This is a genomic window from Brevibacillus sp. 7WMA2 (assembly GCF_010748895.1).
In the GTDB taxonomy this organism is placed as follows: domain Bacteria; phylum Bacillota; class Bacilli; order Brevibacillales; family Brevibacillaceae; genus Brevibacillus_B; species Brevibacillus_B halotolerans.
On sequence record NZ_CP048799.1, the window covers coordinates 2453707 to 2471676 of the forward strand.

The 17970-nt window shown below is 40.6% G+C and carries 19 protein-coding genes; 8 read left to right on the forward strand and 11 right to left on the reverse strand.

Features of this window, described 5'->3' with window-relative positions; genetic code table 11:
* Positions 1–138 precede the first annotated feature (138 nt).
* The 3 genes from GOP56_RS09775 (at position 139) to GOP56_RS09785 (ending at position 3605) form a co-directional block, all read left to right on the forward strand.
* Positions 139–1455, forward strand: coding sequence for a hypothetical protein (locus GOP56_RS09775; RefSeq protein ID WP_163245457.1), 1317 nt, complete (start codon positions 139–141; stop codon positions 1453–1455).
* A gap of 101 nt (positions 1456–1556) precedes the next feature.
* Entirely contained in the window at positions 1557–2744 is a 1188-nt protein-coding gene (locus tag GOP56_RS09780) for a hypothetical protein (RefSeq protein WP_163245458.1), read from the forward strand.
* Positions 2745–2795: 51 nt separating this feature from the next.
* Positions 2796–3605 carry a YhcN/YlaJ family sporulation lipoprotein gene (locus GOP56_RS09785; protein ID WP_163245459.1) on the forward strand — a complete coding sequence of 270 codons (810 nt, stop codon included), beginning with the start codon at positions 2796–2798 and terminating at the stop codon, positions 3603–3605.
* A 115-nt stretch (positions 3606–3720) separates the two neighbouring features.
* On the opposite strand, the gene speD is transcribed toward GOP56_RS09785, so the two are convergent.
* From speD to GOP56_RS09805, 4 genes are all read right to left on the reverse strand, one after another.
* On the reverse strand, positions 3721–4125 hold the full coding sequence (speD, locus tag GOP56_RS09790; RefSeq protein ID WP_003336632.1) for an adenosylmethionine decarboxylase: 405 nt from the start codon (positions 4123–4125) through the stop codon (positions 3721–3723).
* 324 nt (positions 4126–4449) lie between these two features.
* On the reverse strand, positions 4450–5046 hold the full coding sequence (locus GOP56_RS09795) for a hypothetical protein (protein WP_003336631.1): 597 nt from the start codon (positions 5044–5046) through the stop codon (positions 4450–4452).
* Between the two features lie 342 nt (positions 5047–5388).
* On the reverse strand, positions 5389–5895 hold the full coding sequence (locus tag GOP56_RS09800; protein ID WP_022584266.1) for a DUF4446 family protein: 507 nt from the start codon (positions 5893–5895) through the stop codon (positions 5389–5391).
* Positions 5896–6113: 218 nt separating this feature from the next.
* Positions 6114–6716 carry a hypothetical protein gene (locus tag GOP56_RS09805; protein ID WP_003345517.1) on the reverse strand — a complete coding sequence of 201 codons (603 nt, stop codon included), beginning with the start codon at positions 6714–6716 and terminating at the stop codon, positions 6114–6116.
* A gap of 405 nt (positions 6717–7121) precedes the next feature.
* On the opposite strand from GOP56_RS09805, the gene GOP56_RS09810 reads away from it, so the two are divergent.
* The gene (locus GOP56_RS09810; RefSeq protein WP_003336628.1) at positions 7122–7754 is read left to right on the forward strand and encodes a YktB family protein; all 633 of its coding nucleotides are present in this window, start codon (positions 7122–7124) and stop codon (positions 7752–7754) included.
* Positions 7755–7858: 104 nt separating this feature from the next.
* Here GOP56_RS09810 and GOP56_RS09815 read toward each other — a convergent pair whose 3' ends face one another.
* Positions 7859–8842 carry an NAD(P)H-dependent flavin oxidoreductase gene (locus tag GOP56_RS09815; RefSeq protein ID WP_163245460.1) on the reverse strand — a complete coding sequence of 328 codons (984 nt, stop codon included), beginning with the start codon at positions 8840–8842 and terminating at the stop codon, positions 7859–7861.
* Positions 8843–9006: 164 nt separating this feature from the next.
* Between GOP56_RS09815 and GOP56_RS09820 the strand changes: the two genes are divergently transcribed.
* A complete protein-coding gene (locus GOP56_RS09820) occupies positions 9007–10479 on the forward strand; it encodes an aminotransferase class I/II-fold pyridoxal phosphate-dependent enzyme (protein WP_003345521.1) in 1473 nt (490 codons plus the stop codon).
* A gap of 68 nt (positions 10480–10547) precedes the next feature.
* On the opposite strand, the gene GOP56_RS09825 is transcribed toward GOP56_RS09820, so the two are convergent.
* A protein-coding gene (locus GOP56_RS09825) for an IS3 family transposase (protein WP_163245331.1) occupies positions 10548–11737 on the reverse strand; the annotation gives its coding sequence in 2 pieces (ribosomal slippage) (positions 10548–11449 and positions 11449–11737; 1191 coding nt in all).
* A 220-nt stretch (positions 11738–11957) separates the two neighbouring features.
* Between GOP56_RS09825 and GOP56_RS09830 the strand changes: the two genes are divergently transcribed.
* Complete coding sequence (locus tag GOP56_RS09830) at positions 11958–12479, forward strand: hypothetical protein (RefSeq protein ID WP_003345523.1); 522 nt, start codon at positions 11958–11960, stop codon at positions 12477–12479.
* 82 nt (positions 12480–12561) lie between these two features.
* Here the strand turns inward: GOP56_RS09830 and GOP56_RS09835 are convergent, their stop codons facing one another.
* The 4 genes from GOP56_RS09835 to GOP56_RS09850 form a co-directional block, all read right to left on the reverse strand.
* Entirely contained in the window at positions 12562–14517 is a 1956-nt protein-coding gene (locus GOP56_RS09835) for a TolB family protein (protein WP_163245461.1), read from the reverse strand.
* 179 nt (positions 14518–14696) lie between these two features.
* Positions 14697–14819, reverse strand: coding sequence for a GapA-binding peptide SR1P (locus tag GOP56_RS09840; RefSeq protein ID WP_081476759.1), 123 nt, complete (start codon positions 14817–14819; stop codon positions 14697–14699).
* A gap of 294 nt (positions 14820–15113) precedes the next feature.
* Positions 15114–15410 carry a DUF3055 domain-containing protein gene (locus tag GOP56_RS09845; RefSeq protein WP_003336622.1) on the reverse strand — a complete coding sequence of 99 codons (297 nt, stop codon included), beginning with the start codon at positions 15408–15410 and terminating at the stop codon, positions 15114–15116.
* A gap of 215 nt (positions 15411–15625) precedes the next feature.
* A complete protein-coding gene (locus tag GOP56_RS09850; protein ID WP_003336621.1) occupies positions 15626–16150 on the reverse strand; it encodes a MarR family winged helix-turn-helix transcriptional regulator in 525 nt (174 codons plus the stop codon).
* 182 nt (positions 16151–16332) lie between these two features.
* On the opposite strand from GOP56_RS09850, the gene GOP56_RS09855 reads away from it, so the two are divergent.
* Both GOP56_RS09855 and GOP56_RS09860 read left to right on the forward strand, forming a co-directional pair.
* On the forward strand, positions 16333–16761 hold the full coding sequence (locus tag GOP56_RS09855; RefSeq protein WP_163245462.1) for a DUF1885 family protein: 429 nt from the start codon (positions 16333–16335) through the stop codon (positions 16759–16761).
* A gap of 227 nt (positions 16762–16988) precedes the next feature.
* The gene (locus GOP56_RS09860; protein ID WP_254068680.1) at positions 16989–17537 is read left to right on the forward strand and encodes a glycoside hydrolase family 73 protein; all 549 of its coding nucleotides are present in this window, start codon (positions 16989–16991) and stop codon (positions 17535–17537) included.
* A 48-nt stretch (positions 17538–17585) separates the two neighbouring features.
* On the opposite strand, the gene GOP56_RS09865 is transcribed toward GOP56_RS09860, so the two are convergent.
* Positions 17586–17951, reverse strand: coding sequence for a DUF4912 domain-containing protein (locus GOP56_RS09865; protein WP_003345537.1), 366 nt, complete (start codon positions 17949–17951; stop codon positions 17586–17588).
* Positions 17952–17970 lie beyond the last annotated feature (19 nt).

Here is a 17970-nt window from a genome sequence, read left to right on the forward strand (position 1 = left end):
CAATCTATAAAATGTGGAGAAATACCCGATTCTTGTCGAGAACTTTCGCTATTTCCTCCGTCATGCTTTGCCATATCTTGACTGCCGCACATGTTACACTGAACGAAATGGCTCTATAGCACGGAAGGAGGAATTGATATGCCCCATGCCACTGATCCATTTGTCCGACCGCCTACCTCATCATCCATTTGTTCAAGATTATTACGGCTTGCTGATCAATTTGGCTTACTGCTGACTATTCACATCACCGAATGTCAGTCTCAGACCTTCTCCTGGAGCAATGGACTTGCTGACTTTCAACAATCCTGCATGCATAGTATTTTACGCGTAACGCTCTGGTCAACAAAAAAAGAGATGGGACAAGCCACCATCTTTCACCTAACCGAATCCGCTGCAATTGCCGCCTTTCATCAAGCTCGTAATAACCTTGCCTTATATGAGAATAGATGGAAAATCTTCCAAAGGTTTTGCGAACATGAAAAACAGCTCCCGCCCCCAACTACTTTAGAGACGTTAGGTGAATTTCATGATTGGCATTTCCTAATCAGTAAAATGGGCTTAGAGCATAAACGATTTTTCCAAGAAAAATTACCGAACACGTTGCAGTCTAAAATAAAAATACAACAAGAGAAGCATTGGCTCTGTCGTAGTGACGGTTGCTTTTATGAGTCGCAATTTTGGCGTGTGACACTACAAGCTACATCTCAAGTAAGACCTCAAGCTAGATTCATGCAATATCAAGATGGTGCCACCTTTTTTGATCAATGGCACCTTACTATGAACTCGCTTATAACAAATTTGTATACCCAACTGGCAAATCGGCTCTCCATTACTCAGATCAATCATAGAGATCAACAGAAAAGAGTAGCCCCATCCCAATTAAATGTCCCCCAGCTTTTCTGGGTTAATACCGAAATTTTTGCAGGTCTTTTGCGACTCTACTTGCAGCAGCCTTCTCATAGACGACAATTATTACACACGGCATCACGATTACAGCTTGCTTCATTGGAAGGCCATAAGGATTATCAACCATTTCATTCCATCGGGACCTTATACCCCTCTATCTCCATATTAGAGGAATCTGCCGTTGATCTGGACGAACCAGAGGACTTAACAGGGGCCCATTTCCTTTATTCCTTACCAACGCTGTTATCAGAGGACGAAATTCCTTCGCCGCCACTTCTTCACATGGATGAAAAAGTCCCTCCTCTTATATTGAGCGGTTATCAGCATCTATATCACAGCGAACAAATGGACTGTTATTTTTTATTAGTCCGAGACTGCTGTCATCCTACCAGTTTTAAGCAGATGCATACGGGCTGGATTCATGGTCGAATCAGCAAGATTTTTTCTTCTATTATTTGCGGATGGGGAGCGAATCGTACAGTAACCGAGCCACATTCCACTACATTTTGTGTAACAGCTCCTGCCTATCTGTTAATTGAGCTAGGATAAAAAAGTACATGTTTCACCTACTCATCTTACCGTTTTTTGGTCGTAAATGAAGTGGATTTTCCGTTACATTTGTTTAAAAATTCTGTAAAGGAGGCTTTTATTTGAATAGCTCTCTACTTTTTCATGAAGAAATTGCTACTGATGTAATCAATGCTTTCCAAGAAAAGCTACTGGCTACTTTAGCCGATTCTTCCAAAGGCTTAGCTGCTTTTCGCTTTTATTTGGAAGAAGAGCACCTTCTTCCCTCTACCGTTCACAACCAGTTATCATTTCAGGGAGAGCTTGGCTTGATTTGGCAAGATGGGAGCATTTCCTTACACGCCATTACCCCAACTTTATTGCAGCAGCCAGAATTGCCTTTAGCAAACTGGGCTTCTTACCGTTTTTTTCATTCCGATCATCGATACCTGGTTTCACGCAATATAAATTATGGATCTCCCCGTATATTTGACCGCTCCTTAGCAGAGCATATCAGCAACCATTCATTACCTGATCCGCCTGAAGGCTTTACAGCAGCTATCTCTATGCATAAACGTACCTATGCTGATTCAAGGCAGGTCCAAATTTTCGAGCAAGAAACCCGTTTATACCTAAAGCCTTTATTTACGAATCCTTTTTCCTACGAATTTCGTAGGCTGCCCGACAAGGTCGCTTGGGAATATATGCAAACAGAAGCGCTCTGGTTTGCTAGCTTTAATCCTTTGCCGATTTCATTTTTCACCCCAACAAAGCAAACGATTTGCTTGTTAAGTCCTAACGCCTTACAGGATTTGTTACTCCCTTGTTTTTTATCACAGGATTTTCAAATAGCGTATCAGCAGAAAAAATCTCCTTCTCCCAGATTAAAGGCATGGTATGATCCAAAGCGCCGGTCAGGTATAGGCAGTCATCGTTTTGATCGAAGGGGCAGTCCTCTTGTTAGGTTTTCTCTTGGTGAACAAAACCCCTATCCGCTCCCTGACCTACCAGAACAGGAGATAGCACTTGGTTTAGTAGCACAAACAAATAACCGAGTAAGCTTTCGATCTTGGTTACTGAGCCAGCCAGAAGTGTTGTTTATCCCTACATTAGAGCATCCGGATGATTACCATCCATTACAAACAGACCAGCTTTTTTGTCCACAAGCTACTCTGTTTTGTTATGGTAAGCCAGTTCTGCAAACCGCCTTGCTACTGCCAGTTTCGTGTCCTAGACTAATTTCATCCAAAAATCTAACTTCTGTTGATAAAGCCCTTTGGGATGTACCTGGACTGGCCTTTCCTGCTCTTTCCTTGGAGTGTACTTCCTAAGTAATTCGGTCGCCTTCTGCTAACACTACCTAATGGAGGTGGCCAATAAACATGAAAAAAATCCTGTATACAGCTTCATGTCTTCTACTGTTAACAGCGGTTACTGCTTGCGGAACTGCTCCAAAACAAGGTGCTCAAACCCAATCTTACAGAACGAGTGGCTATGGAACGTTAGGTACTGGTAACTACAATGGCTATGGCATGAATGGTTATGGTACAAGTGGTTACGGCATGAGTGGTTATGGTACGAGTGGTTACGGCATGAATGGTTATGGTACGAGTGGTTATGGTACGAGTGGTTACGGCATGAATGGTTATGGCACGGGTGGTTATGGTATTAATAATTATGGTGTCAATAACTATGGCTTTAATGGATTCGGTAGAGCAACTTATCCGTATACGGGCTTTTACCAATCTGCAGACACACGTATGCGTGGCTACGCAAACAATGGGTCCCATTCCCTAACCTCTTCCCATCATGTTCATAACCGTGAGCTTGCTGATCGCATTACAGCATCTGCTAAGAAGGTTAAGGGCGTTCAATCGGCTACCACCGTTGTCCATGGAAATGAAGCTGTTGTTGGTATTGAATTGAAGGATCATAAAAACCGCAAGACCATTGAACGCGAGGTAAACCATGCTGTTGTTAAAGCAGCTCCTTATCATCGGGTTTATGTTACATCCGATTCCAAGATGATACCTCGTGTAAAAAGCATCGATAACAGCTATCGCTCATACTCGTCCCACTCTAATATGATGAGTGGACCAAACACAGTAACAGGCAGTCTCAGTAATGTTGGTAGAGATTTTGGAACGCTTGTAACTGATCTTGGACGTACTGTAACTGCTCCATTCCGGTAATGAAGACAAAAACAGGGTGACGTTGTTCGTCTACCCTGTTTTTGTGTAAATAAAAAATGAGACGTCTGCTCCTAGCTAGACGCCTCTGCTTGTTTGTGTTCGATAATGGGTTGTCTTATGCGTTAGTTGTTGCGGAAAGCTTCATTTCTGGTTCCACAACTTCTAATTCACCTAAACCACGAATTAGTTTTTTAGCAAAGACTTTCTCCGGTTTTAATACAGAAACCATGTAATCAATGGCAACCTGCGGATCCACTGTCTCCCCGCATGTGTAGCAATCCAAAGCGGCAAATCCGCGCTCTGGGTAGGTGTGGATGGAAAGATGGCTTTCCGACAAAAGAACCAATACAGTTGCTCCTTGAGGTGCAAATTGTTTAGACTGTACACTTAGAACAGTCGCACCGCATGCTTCTGCTGCTTCTACCATTTGTTTTTTCAAGAAATCTGCATCATTTAGTAAATCAAATTGTACTCCCCATGTGTCAATGGCAACGTGTCTTCCGAAAGTAGAATATTCCATTCTTCCGGTTCCCCCTTCCTAGCATGTGTGATAATGAAACATCGCTAGGACCTGCGTCATTCACTAACGGGGGCGGGTCTTTGGTCCACCCTTTGAAGTGAATCCTGGTTCCTATCTAGTTTTTCCAACGAGATTTAAATTATCATGGTTTTGAGAAAAATACAATACTTTTTTAAAAATAAATTTCTGGAAATACCAAATTTTTTCACAAATAATCTCACACAAATATCAAAAAACCTGAACGAACGAAGCCTATAAGGCAATAGCAGCGATCATTTTTATACAAAAAATGGGCACCAGCAGTGCCCTTTTTTTGATTTACTTTTATGCTTCTAGTACAAACAAACGATGTGAAACAGCAGATAACTTTTGATCAATTACGGAAACCGTGTCTGGCTTGTGTATCCCTACCCAATTACGAAGATCAAGGAGACGATCCGTCTCTTCGCGCAACTTGGTAATTTCCTGTTCACTAGACGTTTGTGCATATAGATGTTGCAATTCCTTGGCGTAGTTTGCGCCGTCCTGCTCAAAGATGATGGATTCTTCGGTGTCATTTACTTCTTCAATCTTTGTCACTGAACCTTCGTCATAATGATAAATAATCGTGAAGTTTTCGTAAATTCTGTGCACAACAGCGTGACCCCTGAAGGCTTTCATCGCTTTTCGCATCACGTTGGCAAGACTGATATCTTTGATTGTATAGGAACTGTCGCAAATAAAGTGGTTTTCAAATCTCTGGAAGGCAAGATGTATTTCGGAACTACCATCCACAATGACGATGTCACGATCCCCATTTTCAAATATCTGTTCCATTAAGAGAACTCTTTCCTTTGCAAAGAGTTGAACAAATTGATTTAATTCCTGCTCTGTCATTGTAAAAAAGGCGTTTGCGTAATTTGTAGCTAAACGCTGTGCCATACAAATCTCCCCAATTCATTGTTTTTCCTAAATACCAATCGGCTACGTATGTGTATCTGGTTGGTTGACTGGTAATGCGGAAAAGGGAGCTAAGTATCCACAAAAGATCGCTGTAGAACCTGACCTTGCCGCCCCGTGAGTTTAAACTCAAAATGGGTAATGAAGGCGGATCACCTACTTTTATCTTTGTACACTTCTCTATTCTTTATTATACACAAAACAAAAATAAAAATCCTGCCTAATAAATACAGGATTCTAAAGAAAACAGCGATTTAGAGAGTTTACAGACGTTTTCATGGAAAAACCTCCTATATTATCACTATCTCGCAGATTTATACAATTTTATAGAACGGACACAGAAGAAGTCATCGCTTTTTTAATTACCATCAGCTCTTCTTCTGATAAATGGTAAACAGATGTTCCTTTTTCAATCGGCTTCGCATACGTCCGTGATTCTTCTCGACCATAAATACTGGTAATCACTACCCCGTTTTGTTGTTCATCCAAAAATGCCAAGGAAAAACTTAAATCACTTCCCATTTCTCCAAAGGCATTGTACCGATGCACCGCAACACTCCCCGCTTGTGTCGCCATTTTTTGGGACAATCGATTCACTACAAATTGCTGATCACTGAGCTTTCCTTCCCATGCATCCATATCTACAAGCAAGCGATTTACCATTTCTTCGAGGTTGTCCCCCTCGCCTCGAACAAAGAAGCGATTCATTCTTTTTCGTAAACGATTGATTTTAGTATGTAACACGATAATATACACGAGGCTCAGCACTGTAAATCCGCATAATCCCAGAAGAACATACGGTGACTGAATCGCCAGTAAAACTTGCTGCATAGAAATACTTCCTTTCTCGACCAACTTCATATTACCCCATTTTACCGCCAAGCCATTAAGAGATCAATTGCTTGAAACGGTTTCCAGTAAAAAAGTTACACATTTTATGCTCCATAACAAGAAAAACGGCCTCTCTTCCTAACGAAGAAGCCGTTTTTCATCTAAACGCCGTGTCTTGAAGGTTCATTCTCACCCTGCCCATTCCATCATGATTTCAGCTATACTTCCAGTAATAACATTTCCTTACGCAGTAATCGTAATTGTGCCTTTGAGCGTTGCATCTGTTCCTTATTTCTGTTTTGCATGGCATCGTATAGGGTTGCTAATTCATAGTCAAGCTCTAGACGTAATACAGGAATTCTTTCTTCGGCATCTCTTCTTTTCAGGGCAGCAATCACTTGGTCCATGGTCACATTACATGCTTTTTCATAGATCACTTTTTTCTCAGCTCCTTTAATCTTAACAATTCGTACAGCTTCACCGTATCTGATGTTCTTCACTAGGATTTGGTGCTCGTTAATGATTTTGACCACTGCATGCCCTTTTGCCTGTTCAATAAATTGATACAAGATCATCGCTAACCTGATGTCCCGAACAGCATAATGATATTCCTCCAGCTTGTAACGTTCTCCGCTTTTAACTAAAACGAGCTGATGTCCACCACTAGCTGCTGTAATATCCATTCGAATTGAATGAGTTGCTTCTTTAACTCTGACAGATAATCCATTCTGATGAAGCGTATCCAATAATGAAAGGAAGGTAGTTCGGTCAAACCAGACAATGATATTGCTGTACTCTAACTCGTTATAGGTTTTTTTCATACACTTCATCCCCCAAAAATATACTGAATAGTCAGATTATAAATAAGCCCTTGGGAATGGGTTGTATATTCTATTACTGTTTAGCTATTTTTGTTACACTCCCATTCACGTATTTTTGTCTTTTTCAAGAAAAACCAGTGAGAGATGGCATTTATTTCCTTTCTATTGGATACGAATGGGAATGCTGTTTTATTTCTTACTTACCCCGTTTTTCGTTCAAGAAACCAAATTAGTTACATTTCGGGAAGGTCCCCTATAGTCTGCTTATCGGTGTGGTATGATATCATATGGAGAGAGATTCGCTTTCTTCACGGCTCTTACGCCCTTTTTGTTTTGTGAGAAAGGAAAGAGGCATTTGAAAATACGTAGAACACATCGTGCACTCAATTGAAAGGAGTTTTACATATGACTACTTTTTCTGGCTTTCATTCTGAGGATTTTGAGGTATTTTCCATTGAAGGATTAGACGAAAGAATGGAAGGAATCAAAGATCGAATTCGGCCCAAATTAACCTTTCTGGGAGAACATTTTGCTCCTCATCTTGGACTAGCACTAGGAGATGAAATGTTTTATCATGTCGCTAAGCATGCGCGGCGTACAGTTAATCCACCTAAGGATACCTGGGTAGCTTGGGCAAATGACAAGCGCGGATACAAAAAACATCCTCATTTCCAAATTGGATTGTGGGGTACTCATCTGTTTGTTTGGTATGCCCTTATTTATGAGTCTCCGTTTAAACAGGAAATCGGGCATAACATGGAAAAGCATTTGAAAAAAATCATGTCCCTTGTACCAGGACACTTTCATTGGTCACCGGATCATATGCAACCGCATAGCACTTCACAAAATGAGTTAGGTGAGGAAGGACTATTACAGCTTATTCAGCGCCTACAGACGGTAAAAAAAGCTGAAATTCTTTGTGGGATCACAATTAATAAGGATGACCCTATTCTAAGAGATGGTGACTTGCTAATAGCTCGCCTAGAGGAAACATTCCAAGTCCTTACTCGTTTGTACATGTTAAATCGCCATGAATAGAAGCGTTTGCTAGGAATTCAAGATGCTTTCTACTATCTATATGCAAAAGAACAGGTCCTTTTTCATGTTATTGTAAAGAACCTGTTCTTCTTTTTAATAAAAAATTAACAACATCGCTGTTGCTTCCCTTGAAATATTTTTTGCATATTTGCTTGAAATGCATTGACATCCCCCATTATTCGATCGAACAATTCCTGAACACTAGGAACATCATGGATTAAGCCGACCACTTGCCCTGCCCAACCAAACCCGTGCTCTGCATCCCCCTCGTAAATAAAACGAAGATTGTTTCGACCACTAATATATTCTCGCAAGCCTTCATATCCTACGCCTTGTTTTTCTAGTTCAGAAATATACGCAGAGCCTTTTGTATTTATCACACGCGCTGGAGTACCTAAAGAACGTTTAATAACAGTGGTATCATGCTCTGTAGCCTGAATAAGAGCCTGCTTGTAGGCAGCATGTGCATGGAGACACTCCTTTGTAGCTATAAACCTAGTCCCCATCTCCACACCCTCCGCTCCTAATGCAAGCGCTGCCAAAAATCCACGCCCATCACCAATCCCACCACTTGCAAGTACAGGAATACTGACCGAATCAACAACACGCGGAACAAGTACTAGCGTTCCAATATCATCCCTTCCTAAATGCCCTCCTCCCTCCTGACCAACTGCCATCACCGCGTCAGCCCCAGCGGCTTCCGCTTTTTGTGCCTGTCTGACCGTTGACACGAGCACCAAGCGTTTCATATCATGTCCATCCGTTCGGCGAATTAACGGCTCAGGGTTTCCTCCCGTAATACTGATAACGGCAATCCCTTCTTCTATAGCCACATCCAACATTTCTTCAAATGGCCGATCATGTTGACCAATAGCAAAGTTAACGCCAACAGGCTTTGCGGTTAACGAGCGCACCTTTTGAATCTCAGTCCGCAAAGCGTCTGGCGAAGGAAGTGACATAGCTGTTATCTGCCCTAATCCTCCTGCCTCAGAAACTGCGGCTGCTAATTCGGCATACGCCAGATGTGCTAATCCTCCTTGTACAATGGGATATACTATATTAAGTAATGAGGTAATTCTGGTGTTCATTCCAAATCCCTCCTTTCTTTATTCTTAAACTTTCTGCTTATAAAGGGATAAATCCTGCCACTACAGGGATTAAGCAAAAAAATACTTGCTTTCCCCCCTTAATTTGCTATACTCAATTTTGTTGTTTTTCAAACAATTATAAAATAAAGTGAGGCGATACGATAATGAAACAGGATAAAACCCCCTTATTTAGCGGATTGGTGGCACATAAAGAGAGGAATCCCATTCAATTTCATATCCCAGGCCACAAAAAAGGAACGGGAATGAATCCTACGTTCCGAGAATTCATTGGAGAGAACGCGTTATCGATTGATTTAATCAATATCGCCCCACTAGATGACTTGCACCATCCTAAAGCAATGATCAAAGAGGCACAAGATTTGGCTGCAGAAGCCTTTGGTGCGGATCATACCTTTTTCTCTGTACAAGGGACAAGCGGTGCGATCATGGCCATGATCATGGCGACTTGCAATCCTGGGGACAAAATTATTTTGCCCCGAAATGTGCATAAATCTGTAACGGCTGCCATTATTTTCGCTGGTGCCATTCCAGTCTTTATCCATCCAATCATGGATGAACAGCTAGGAATTGCTCATGGTATTACGCCAAAAGCGGTGCGAAAAGCACTAACTGTACACCCTGATGCGGCTGCTCTATTAGTCATCAATCCAACTTACTTTGGCATCGCGGGAGATTTACAACAAATCGTAGAAATAGCCCATGAGTATAACATCCCTGTTTTGGTAGACGAAGCTCATGGCGTCCATATACATTTTCATGATGATATGCCATTATCTGCCATGCAGGCAGGCGCAGATATGGCTGCTACCAGCGTTCACAAGCTGGGTGGCTCTCTTACCCAAAGCTCAATTTTAAACGTAAGAGAAGGGCTTGTAGACGTTGACAGAGTGAAAACCATTCTGAGCATGCTAACAACCACTTCTACTTCTTACATTCTACTGGCTTCTCTAGATATGGCTAGACAGCACTTGGCTATACATGGAAAGCAAATGATCGAAAACTCCATTCGTCTAGCTAACACTGCTAGAGATGCGATTAACAAAATTCCTCGACTACGTTGTGTAGGAAAGGAAATACTCGGTATGCCAGCCGAATACGCAATGGACCCGACTAAATTGCTCATTCATGTGCGCAGTCTCGGTATTACTGGTTGGGAAGTCGAGAATTGGTTGCGCGAAAAATATAATATTGAGGTTGAGATGAGTGACCTCTATAACATTCTTTGCTTTGTAACCGCTGGGGATACAGAAGAAACGATCGGTACACTAGTAGCTGCCCTACAGCATTTAGCTGTTGAATTTGCTCATGCACAGCCAAGTGATTTAATTGAAATTTCACTTCCTGAAATTCCAGTTATCTCTCTGTCTCCTCGTGATGCTTTTTATGCAGAAACGGAAATTGTACCTCTGGAACACGCGGAAGGCCGTATTATTACGGAATTTATCATGGTATATCCTCCTGGAATTCCAATTTTATTCCCAGGCGAGGTTATTACAGCAGATAACATTCATTACATCAAAGAAAACCTCCGTGTAGGTTTACCTGTTCAAGGTCCTGAGGATGAAACCATTCAAACCATCAAGGTTGTAAAACGCCAAGCGGCCATACATGAATAACAAATAAAATGAAGTCCTCTCCTTGCTACTTGGTCTTACCCCTGTCAAGTAGACAGTATTAAAAAAGCCTAAGCAGCCAGTGTGTTTCGGTATTCCACCGGAGCACACTGGTTTAATTTTTTCTGGAATCGTTCATGGTTATAAAACCATATGTATTTTTTTATGGCTTGAAAGAGTTCTTCTTCTGTTTTACACTCAGAAAAGTACAATGTCTCGGTTTTGAGATGCGAAAAAAAGGATTCAATGCAGGCGTTATCGAGGCAGTTTCCTTTGCGAGAGTGGCTGCCTTTTATGCCAAGCTCCTTTATTAGCTTATTGTACTGCTTAGACGTGTACTGGAAGCCCTGATCAGAATGCAGGATCGCTTCCTGCACGTCTCTTTTTTTGCTCAGTTGTTCCACAGTATCCAATACGAGCTGTAAGTCATTTCGATGAGAAATCTTCCAACTAACAACTTCGTTGTTATAGAGATCCTGGATGACTGAGAGATAGTAAAATCGATTTTGAAACGATACAAAGGTGATATCTGTTACAAACAAGTGATTTGGCTTGTCCGTTTTAAACTTACGGTTAAGTAAATTAGGATGAATAACAGATACTGTTTTACCAAAATAACGTCTCTTCTTTCGGATAATAGACCGAAGGTTTAGCTCCTTCATCAACCGGTATACTCGTTTGTGATTCACATTCCATCCTTTCTTTCTTAATGCAATTTGCATTCTTGGATATCCGAAATATGGATGAGTTTGGTGGATCGCTATTAGATGTTCCTTCAGATTTTGATTCTGCTCTTGTCTCAATGATGGTTTTCCTTTTGCGTTGAGCCATTTGTAGTAACCGGATCGAGACACTCTCGCAATTTCTACTAACCAAGTAAGGGGATATTTTTTACGCAGCTCATTTATGATTAAAAACCGATTTACTTTCCATACCTTCCCCCCAGATGCAGATTCGGATTGCGCTTTTTTAGGTATTCTACCTGCGCTTTAAGATAATCTCTTTCTTCTTCCACAGTAGCAAATTTGGTGCGTGGACGACCAATAAAAGGGTGGTCACCAGAACGGCTCTTCCCTCGTTTATCCATAACCCCTTCTCCGCTATTGAACTTTCGAACCCACTGCTTAACCTGAGTTGAACTTGGTATTCCTAATGCTTTAGTTATCGCTTTATAAGACATCCCTTTTTCTTGATACAAATTTACAGCCTTCAGCTTAAACTCCTCGGAATAACGTTTGAATTTTTGACCTTTTTTAGCCATAGGAAAATCCCCTCCAAGTAGAGTGTACCACCCACCGTCAGGTGGGCGGGCTTTTTACACTGTCTACTCAAAGGGGATAATACCAACTATTGACAAGAAGAGGGCTTTTTTGATAATCATCTAATAAACTTCGAAACTTTTCTAGACTCTATGACGTATAGTAAATAGATAGATCATACATAAGATACGCCCTACGTCGCCTGAGAAAAGGAGAAATGACATGAACACTACTACCACATCCACATCCACCACCACGAATCCCTATTCCTACCTGTTATGGATTGGATATCTTATCCTTGCTATAGGCGGCTCTGCCTTATATGGAGCTAGTCTCAGTTTACATTTTGAACATTGGTCATTTGATCTCGGTGCGTACTGGGTCATCATATCCGCTAGTTGTAGTTGGATTCTTTTATTTGGAACCACCTACCTGATAGGCTATAAAAAAATCAGTCTGCGTTGGCTAATCCAGATTAGTTTAGAGACTGTCGTATATGGGGTTACTGTACTGATTGCTGCCTCGTTAGTTAACCTAATTGCAAAAGGACTGCATTTTCCAAGTTTACTGATGGTGACTCCCAATATCTTACTCGTCCTCTTCTCCAACATCTTAATGGCCGATCATTATATTGGCGAAATGAAAACGCAGCATTTTTCTCCGCCGCTATCTCTTTTGCTGTGGCTAACCCTGTTAGATGGATTCGGCATTTTCTTTCTATACTTTTTCGGTAAAATGTTTTAGTTTAAAGGATAGCAATTTGCTTACTAGATAGATAAAAAGGCTGATAGGATATCATATCCTACCAGCCTTTTTGAGTTTCATATTAATCTTTGCCGTAAAAATAATCATAATCATCATCGTAATCATCATCGTAATCATCATCGTCATCGTCGTCATCACTAGAACCAAGTACAGATGTATAGAGACCTTCCTCATCATCACGGTCATCCAACCATACTAAACGATTACCGCCAATTGCGATCTCAGATGGATCAGCGTCACTGCCAAATGGAGCTCTAAAACGGTGTTTATCCCTGTCATACATGACATATTTATCTACTGCGTCTCCGCCTTTTTCTACTTCAGTCTCATAGAAAATGATATTATTTGAAACGATTGGATTCTCTTGATCGTCTTCTTCTTCATAAAGAAGATCCGTACGATTCAGTTTAAAGGAATATACGAAAATGTCCTTGCTCTTTGTGTCGCTATTGTAAGCAGACCAAGCTGCAAATTTGTCGCCAAGACCGATTCCTTTAGCACTTTCCGCTTCTTCTTTCATAATGCGGCCGCCATCTACATAATCGTAAATGACAATGTCTTGGTAACGATCGTCCTCTCCATCAATCAACGCCACAGCCTGATTATTGATAGCTACACTGCGAACGCCAAGTTTGGAGTCATGAAGCTCAGAAGTTTTATTCTTTTTCAAATTCGTTAGGTTAACAGTATTCGAACGCTTTCCACCGCTCACCCAAACAAGATGGTCTTTATAAATAGCATACAATCCTTCTACTACGTCAGTTTTCTTCGTCGTAATTTTGGTTGATTCTCCCGTTTCGATATCGTAAGACACCAACGCCCTATCATCATTATCGTAGTAAACGACATAAGAATCACTTACCACTGGATGCTCAGCTTCGTGTTTTTCTGGAGAGATCGTAATCGTTTTGCGATCTTTTACGTTATACAGCATTACGCGAGACTCTCTTTTGCCTTCCTTCACGAAAGCTACATAGTTTTTGCTAGCTGCCGGCGAAGCCATATTTTTTATATTTTCGTCCTTACCCAGCGTTTGGCTCTTCTCTTTTTTCGTATCAAACAATTTCAATGTCAAATTATTCGTTTTACCAGTAGCATAAAGCACGTAACGTCCACTCATCACAGGAGGCAATTTACGATTGAAATCATTGTTGATTTTAACCAAATCATCTTTGTTTGTATCTAAATAATACAATGTGCTACCTGATCCATATACCAGATAACGTCCGTTAAAATCAAACAGCTCTTCGTCTCCTTTTTCATGAGTGAGCACCTTGCTTTTACTACTCTCTACTTGTGTTTTTTCGATATTACCGCTTGCTTCGTTCAAGTAAACGATGTCATCATCAGAAATGATCGGTTTTGCTGTTTTAGCTTTTCCCCAGTACGTTTTAAATTCTTTAGAAGAACCTACTTTATTTTGATACAATTCGGCTCTTCCATTACGCTCATCCTGCCAAACAATTTGATCGTCATAAATGGAAGGATGGCTTGCTTTTCCGCCTGTAGATATGCGATATTCCTTGTCATTTCTTACTTCAAGTGCATAAATATTCGTTCCACCATCGCGCTTGTCTTTCCAGGCTACAACACCGTCCTTAAAGGCAATCTCTTCAGGATCAGTTACTCTTGCATGCTGGTTTGTAAGAACGCGTTCTTTATTCTTTTTCAGATCGTACGCATATAATTCATAGCCACTTTTCTCTTCTTGAGCCCACACTACCGTGTTTCCTTCAATACGTGGAGCTACTTTCTTAGAACTATTGCTAGAAATTTTCTTCGCTATACTTTCGTCATCTACATCATAAAGCACAACGGAATAATTCTTACCAGATTCCTCTACCCAAACTGCATAATCCCCATCAAAGTCCATGCCATAGGCAGTGGCTGTCGTATCGCCATTTACTGAAATTTTTTCTTCATCATAATTAGCTGCGAAAACGGGGTTCACACTACTAATTAATGTCGTCGCCATGGCAAAAACAGCTATCCATCGCTGAAAGCTCTTCTTCCTCATACTGTAACTCCTCTCGACAAAATATTTCCATTATCTCTATCCTTCTTATTATTTATCAATTAAATGGAGAAGTAAATAAAAATCTTTGAAAGAGGGAATGAAAAAGCAAAAAACACACTCATAAAGAGTGTGCTAAATAATCAAAGAAATTGATATATTCGAAAATACATCTTCAAAATCTATTCATGTTCGTTATCATGCTGATGGCACGGGCAGTCACATAAACCATAAAGCGTTTTCACCTGAGGTGATTCTAAATGTTCAATGATGTCTCCGCATTTCTGACAAACGATTGTCGTCATGATAAGCCCCCTATGAAATAAGTGTACTCACAAAATAAAGTGAATCAAATTAATATGTCACATTAGTTCTATAAATGTGTTACATTAATCTTAATACGACATACTTTAACTGTCAATAGGCTAATGAACACAACTTCTATCCTCTAATTCTTTTATAAACTCAATCCAAGTAACTTTGACACTCCGAATTAGTATGTCACAATTATGATAAAGTCATCTTATTCATCTAAAGAAACAGCCCCCTTCACAGAATGAAGGGGGCTGTCATATTGCCAGTTATTAACTGTATCTAGGCTAGTATTGATCCTGAAAAGGCATGGACGGTAAGTTATCACGAAAGAATTGAGAGAGCTCTTTTGCTTGGGTAAGACAAGTCAATTTAAAGATTTGTTGCAAATGTTTAGGATTTATTGTGTCTTCTGAACTTAGTAACGTTGATTGCCCTGTCTGCATACATACCACCAATGGTTTCCCGAAAAAACGATGTGTATACACGATTCCAAAATCATAACGTGTCGTGTCGGTTGTATAGCCCAGAAAGCGAACCTTGGCATCTTCGTTCACGTCATACAACAATTCCATGGCTTCCATCGCGATACCCTCCCATCTTGTATGATTTTTTATCTCTTCATTCAGACTAGTCATAAGCCCTATGATGGCTTAATTAGAATATGAGAAGAAGATAAAAAAATTCCTTTCGATCAAGCCCATTTCTTACATGTAAAAAAACTGCACTTTCAAATGTAACCTTTTTTACATAATTTGAAACTTTTATCTTTATATCCCGTACTTATTACAGAAGATATTCATCCGGCAGAGCTTTGATTCTCAGGAAAGCGCTCTTCACCTTCCTGAATCCATCTCACCTTATCTGCACCGTGCAAGGTTTGAGCAAGGAATAACATGCACTCAAAAAACAGTTCTACTACTACAACGGAGTATCGTTCCTTTAATTTTTCTAAAGCCTCAGTCAAACGGAATAGACTGGGCGTATTTTTCCTACTTTTTTCAATAACCTCACGACCTGCGCTTGTAGGATAGACATGAACAACCCTTCCATCAATATCGGATTTTTCAATGCTTACTAATTGTTTTTCCATCAGCTTTTTTATATGAATGACAATAGATGAGGGATGCCAAAACGTCCAATCAGCAATCTGCGTAACACGTACTCCTTCGTAGCAGCAAATGATCCACAAAATATTTAATTGTACGGATGAATCCAAATTCGCTGCCTTGGCAGCTCTTTCCCAATCGTCTTTGTTTACAACATTGATTGCTCGTAATGTATTTAACGCTTCATGCACCTGTCGTACCGCTGTATCCTTCATTTTCCCATTCCCCCAACTGATTTTTGTCTCTCTACAAGTATAAATTTTCATCATTGTACTATTTTCAGAAAATATAATCAATTGCTTTCCGTATTTTGTGTCCGCTTGCAGAAGCCTAAACTGTAATGCTACACTAAATGTGGAAGAAAATTCGTATTTTTGATATGGGAGTGAACTGATTCGTGAATATGCAATCCGCCTATGTATACCTAGTAGATGGTTCCATCGCCTCCACGGTTACTCTTGAAGATGTCAAAACATTTTTACAAAAATACCGAAAGAACACCAGTAAAACAGGACAACAATTGGATTGGAACTATACAGATGCCTCCTTTCCCTATCATATCGAAGAACCTGCGGAAGGAAAAGACACATTTTTCATTTTAAAGGGCAAGGATCAGAATCTTTATAAATATGTGATCATTGGCGTAGGCACACGTCTAAAAGACAATCAGGAGCGGGCATTCATTCAGGTTAGTATTCCCGACACAGCTACTCAGAATGATAAAAGTAAAGGCAACGAATACTGTCGTTATTTAGCCCGCGAAGTAAAAGGAGAGCTTCACCTATTCAACGGCAGAATTCAATATTTTCAGCCACGCAAGCCTTAAATTCGGATTTTTCAAACAGATGTCCAAGCAAAATGGCACCCTTCCAATATGATACATAGTGAAGGTGCTTATCTCACTATAAGTACCTTCTTTGACTCCACCATCCGGTTATAAGGAGGTGCTTTTTTATAGAACGCTCTGATTTCATTTCACTTGTACGTACACCGGCTCAGATCGCCTTTGAAAAGTATAATATTTACGCCTCTATAACCATTGCTCAAGCCATTTTGGAATCTGGATTTGGTAACTTTATTCCAAAGGACACTGCTACAGGTCGGATATCCTATAATCTTTTTGGAATAAAAGGAGTAGGTCCCTCAGGCTCTGTTCATGTAGAAACCAAAGAATATCTTCAAGGCTCCTGGGTTACGAAAACACAAGAGTTCAAAGCCTATCATAGCTTTCTTGAATCCATTGAAGACCACTCACAGCTCTTATTACATCCTCGCTATCAATCCGTTATTCAGGCAACTACTCCTTATCAAGCAGCCCAACAGCTAGAACAAGCCGGATATGCTACCGACCCAAACTATGCAGAAAAGCTACAAAATATAATCAAAACCTATAATTTAATTCAGTATGATCAAAAAAAGTCCCCCTCTGAGAATTTTGTAGCTGCTTGGAAGCTAGAAATAGGTAAGCGTGCCCTCGCAGAAGGAATTATCACGTCTCCCGAATGGTTGCATGACTTAGATAAGCCTATGCCTGTCTGGGCTGTACTAGCAGTGGCGCTGCGTATGTATGACAAATGTCGTGAGGGTAAGGAAACGCGATGAAAAACAAAAGACAGGTTCCCTGATCGGGTCCTGTCTTTCCTATAGGTGCTACGAAAGTATTTCAGATCTGGTTAGCGAATAGAATCTTCCGTCTACCATACGTATGCCGAGATCGACACAATATTTACACCCTTCCATTACTCCGTAGAGAATCCAATTGCTTGCTCGATAGTTGATGTCATAATCTGTATAGCTGTCTAGCCCGTCATTTTTAATTTCAGTCCGGTACGTTACATCATACAGACGCAGAACTAGCGGCAGCTCATGGAATGGAATGGAAAATTCTTGCTCAATCTCTTGCTGGTATTCCTCCGTCACAAGCCAAGAGGCTAAAATCGATTGGGGGTCTTTCCAGGCAATACGTATACTCGGGCCGTCTGTATCTGTTGATGACCGCGTGGCTTTTGTCTTCATTCGCTTTCATCTTTCCTTT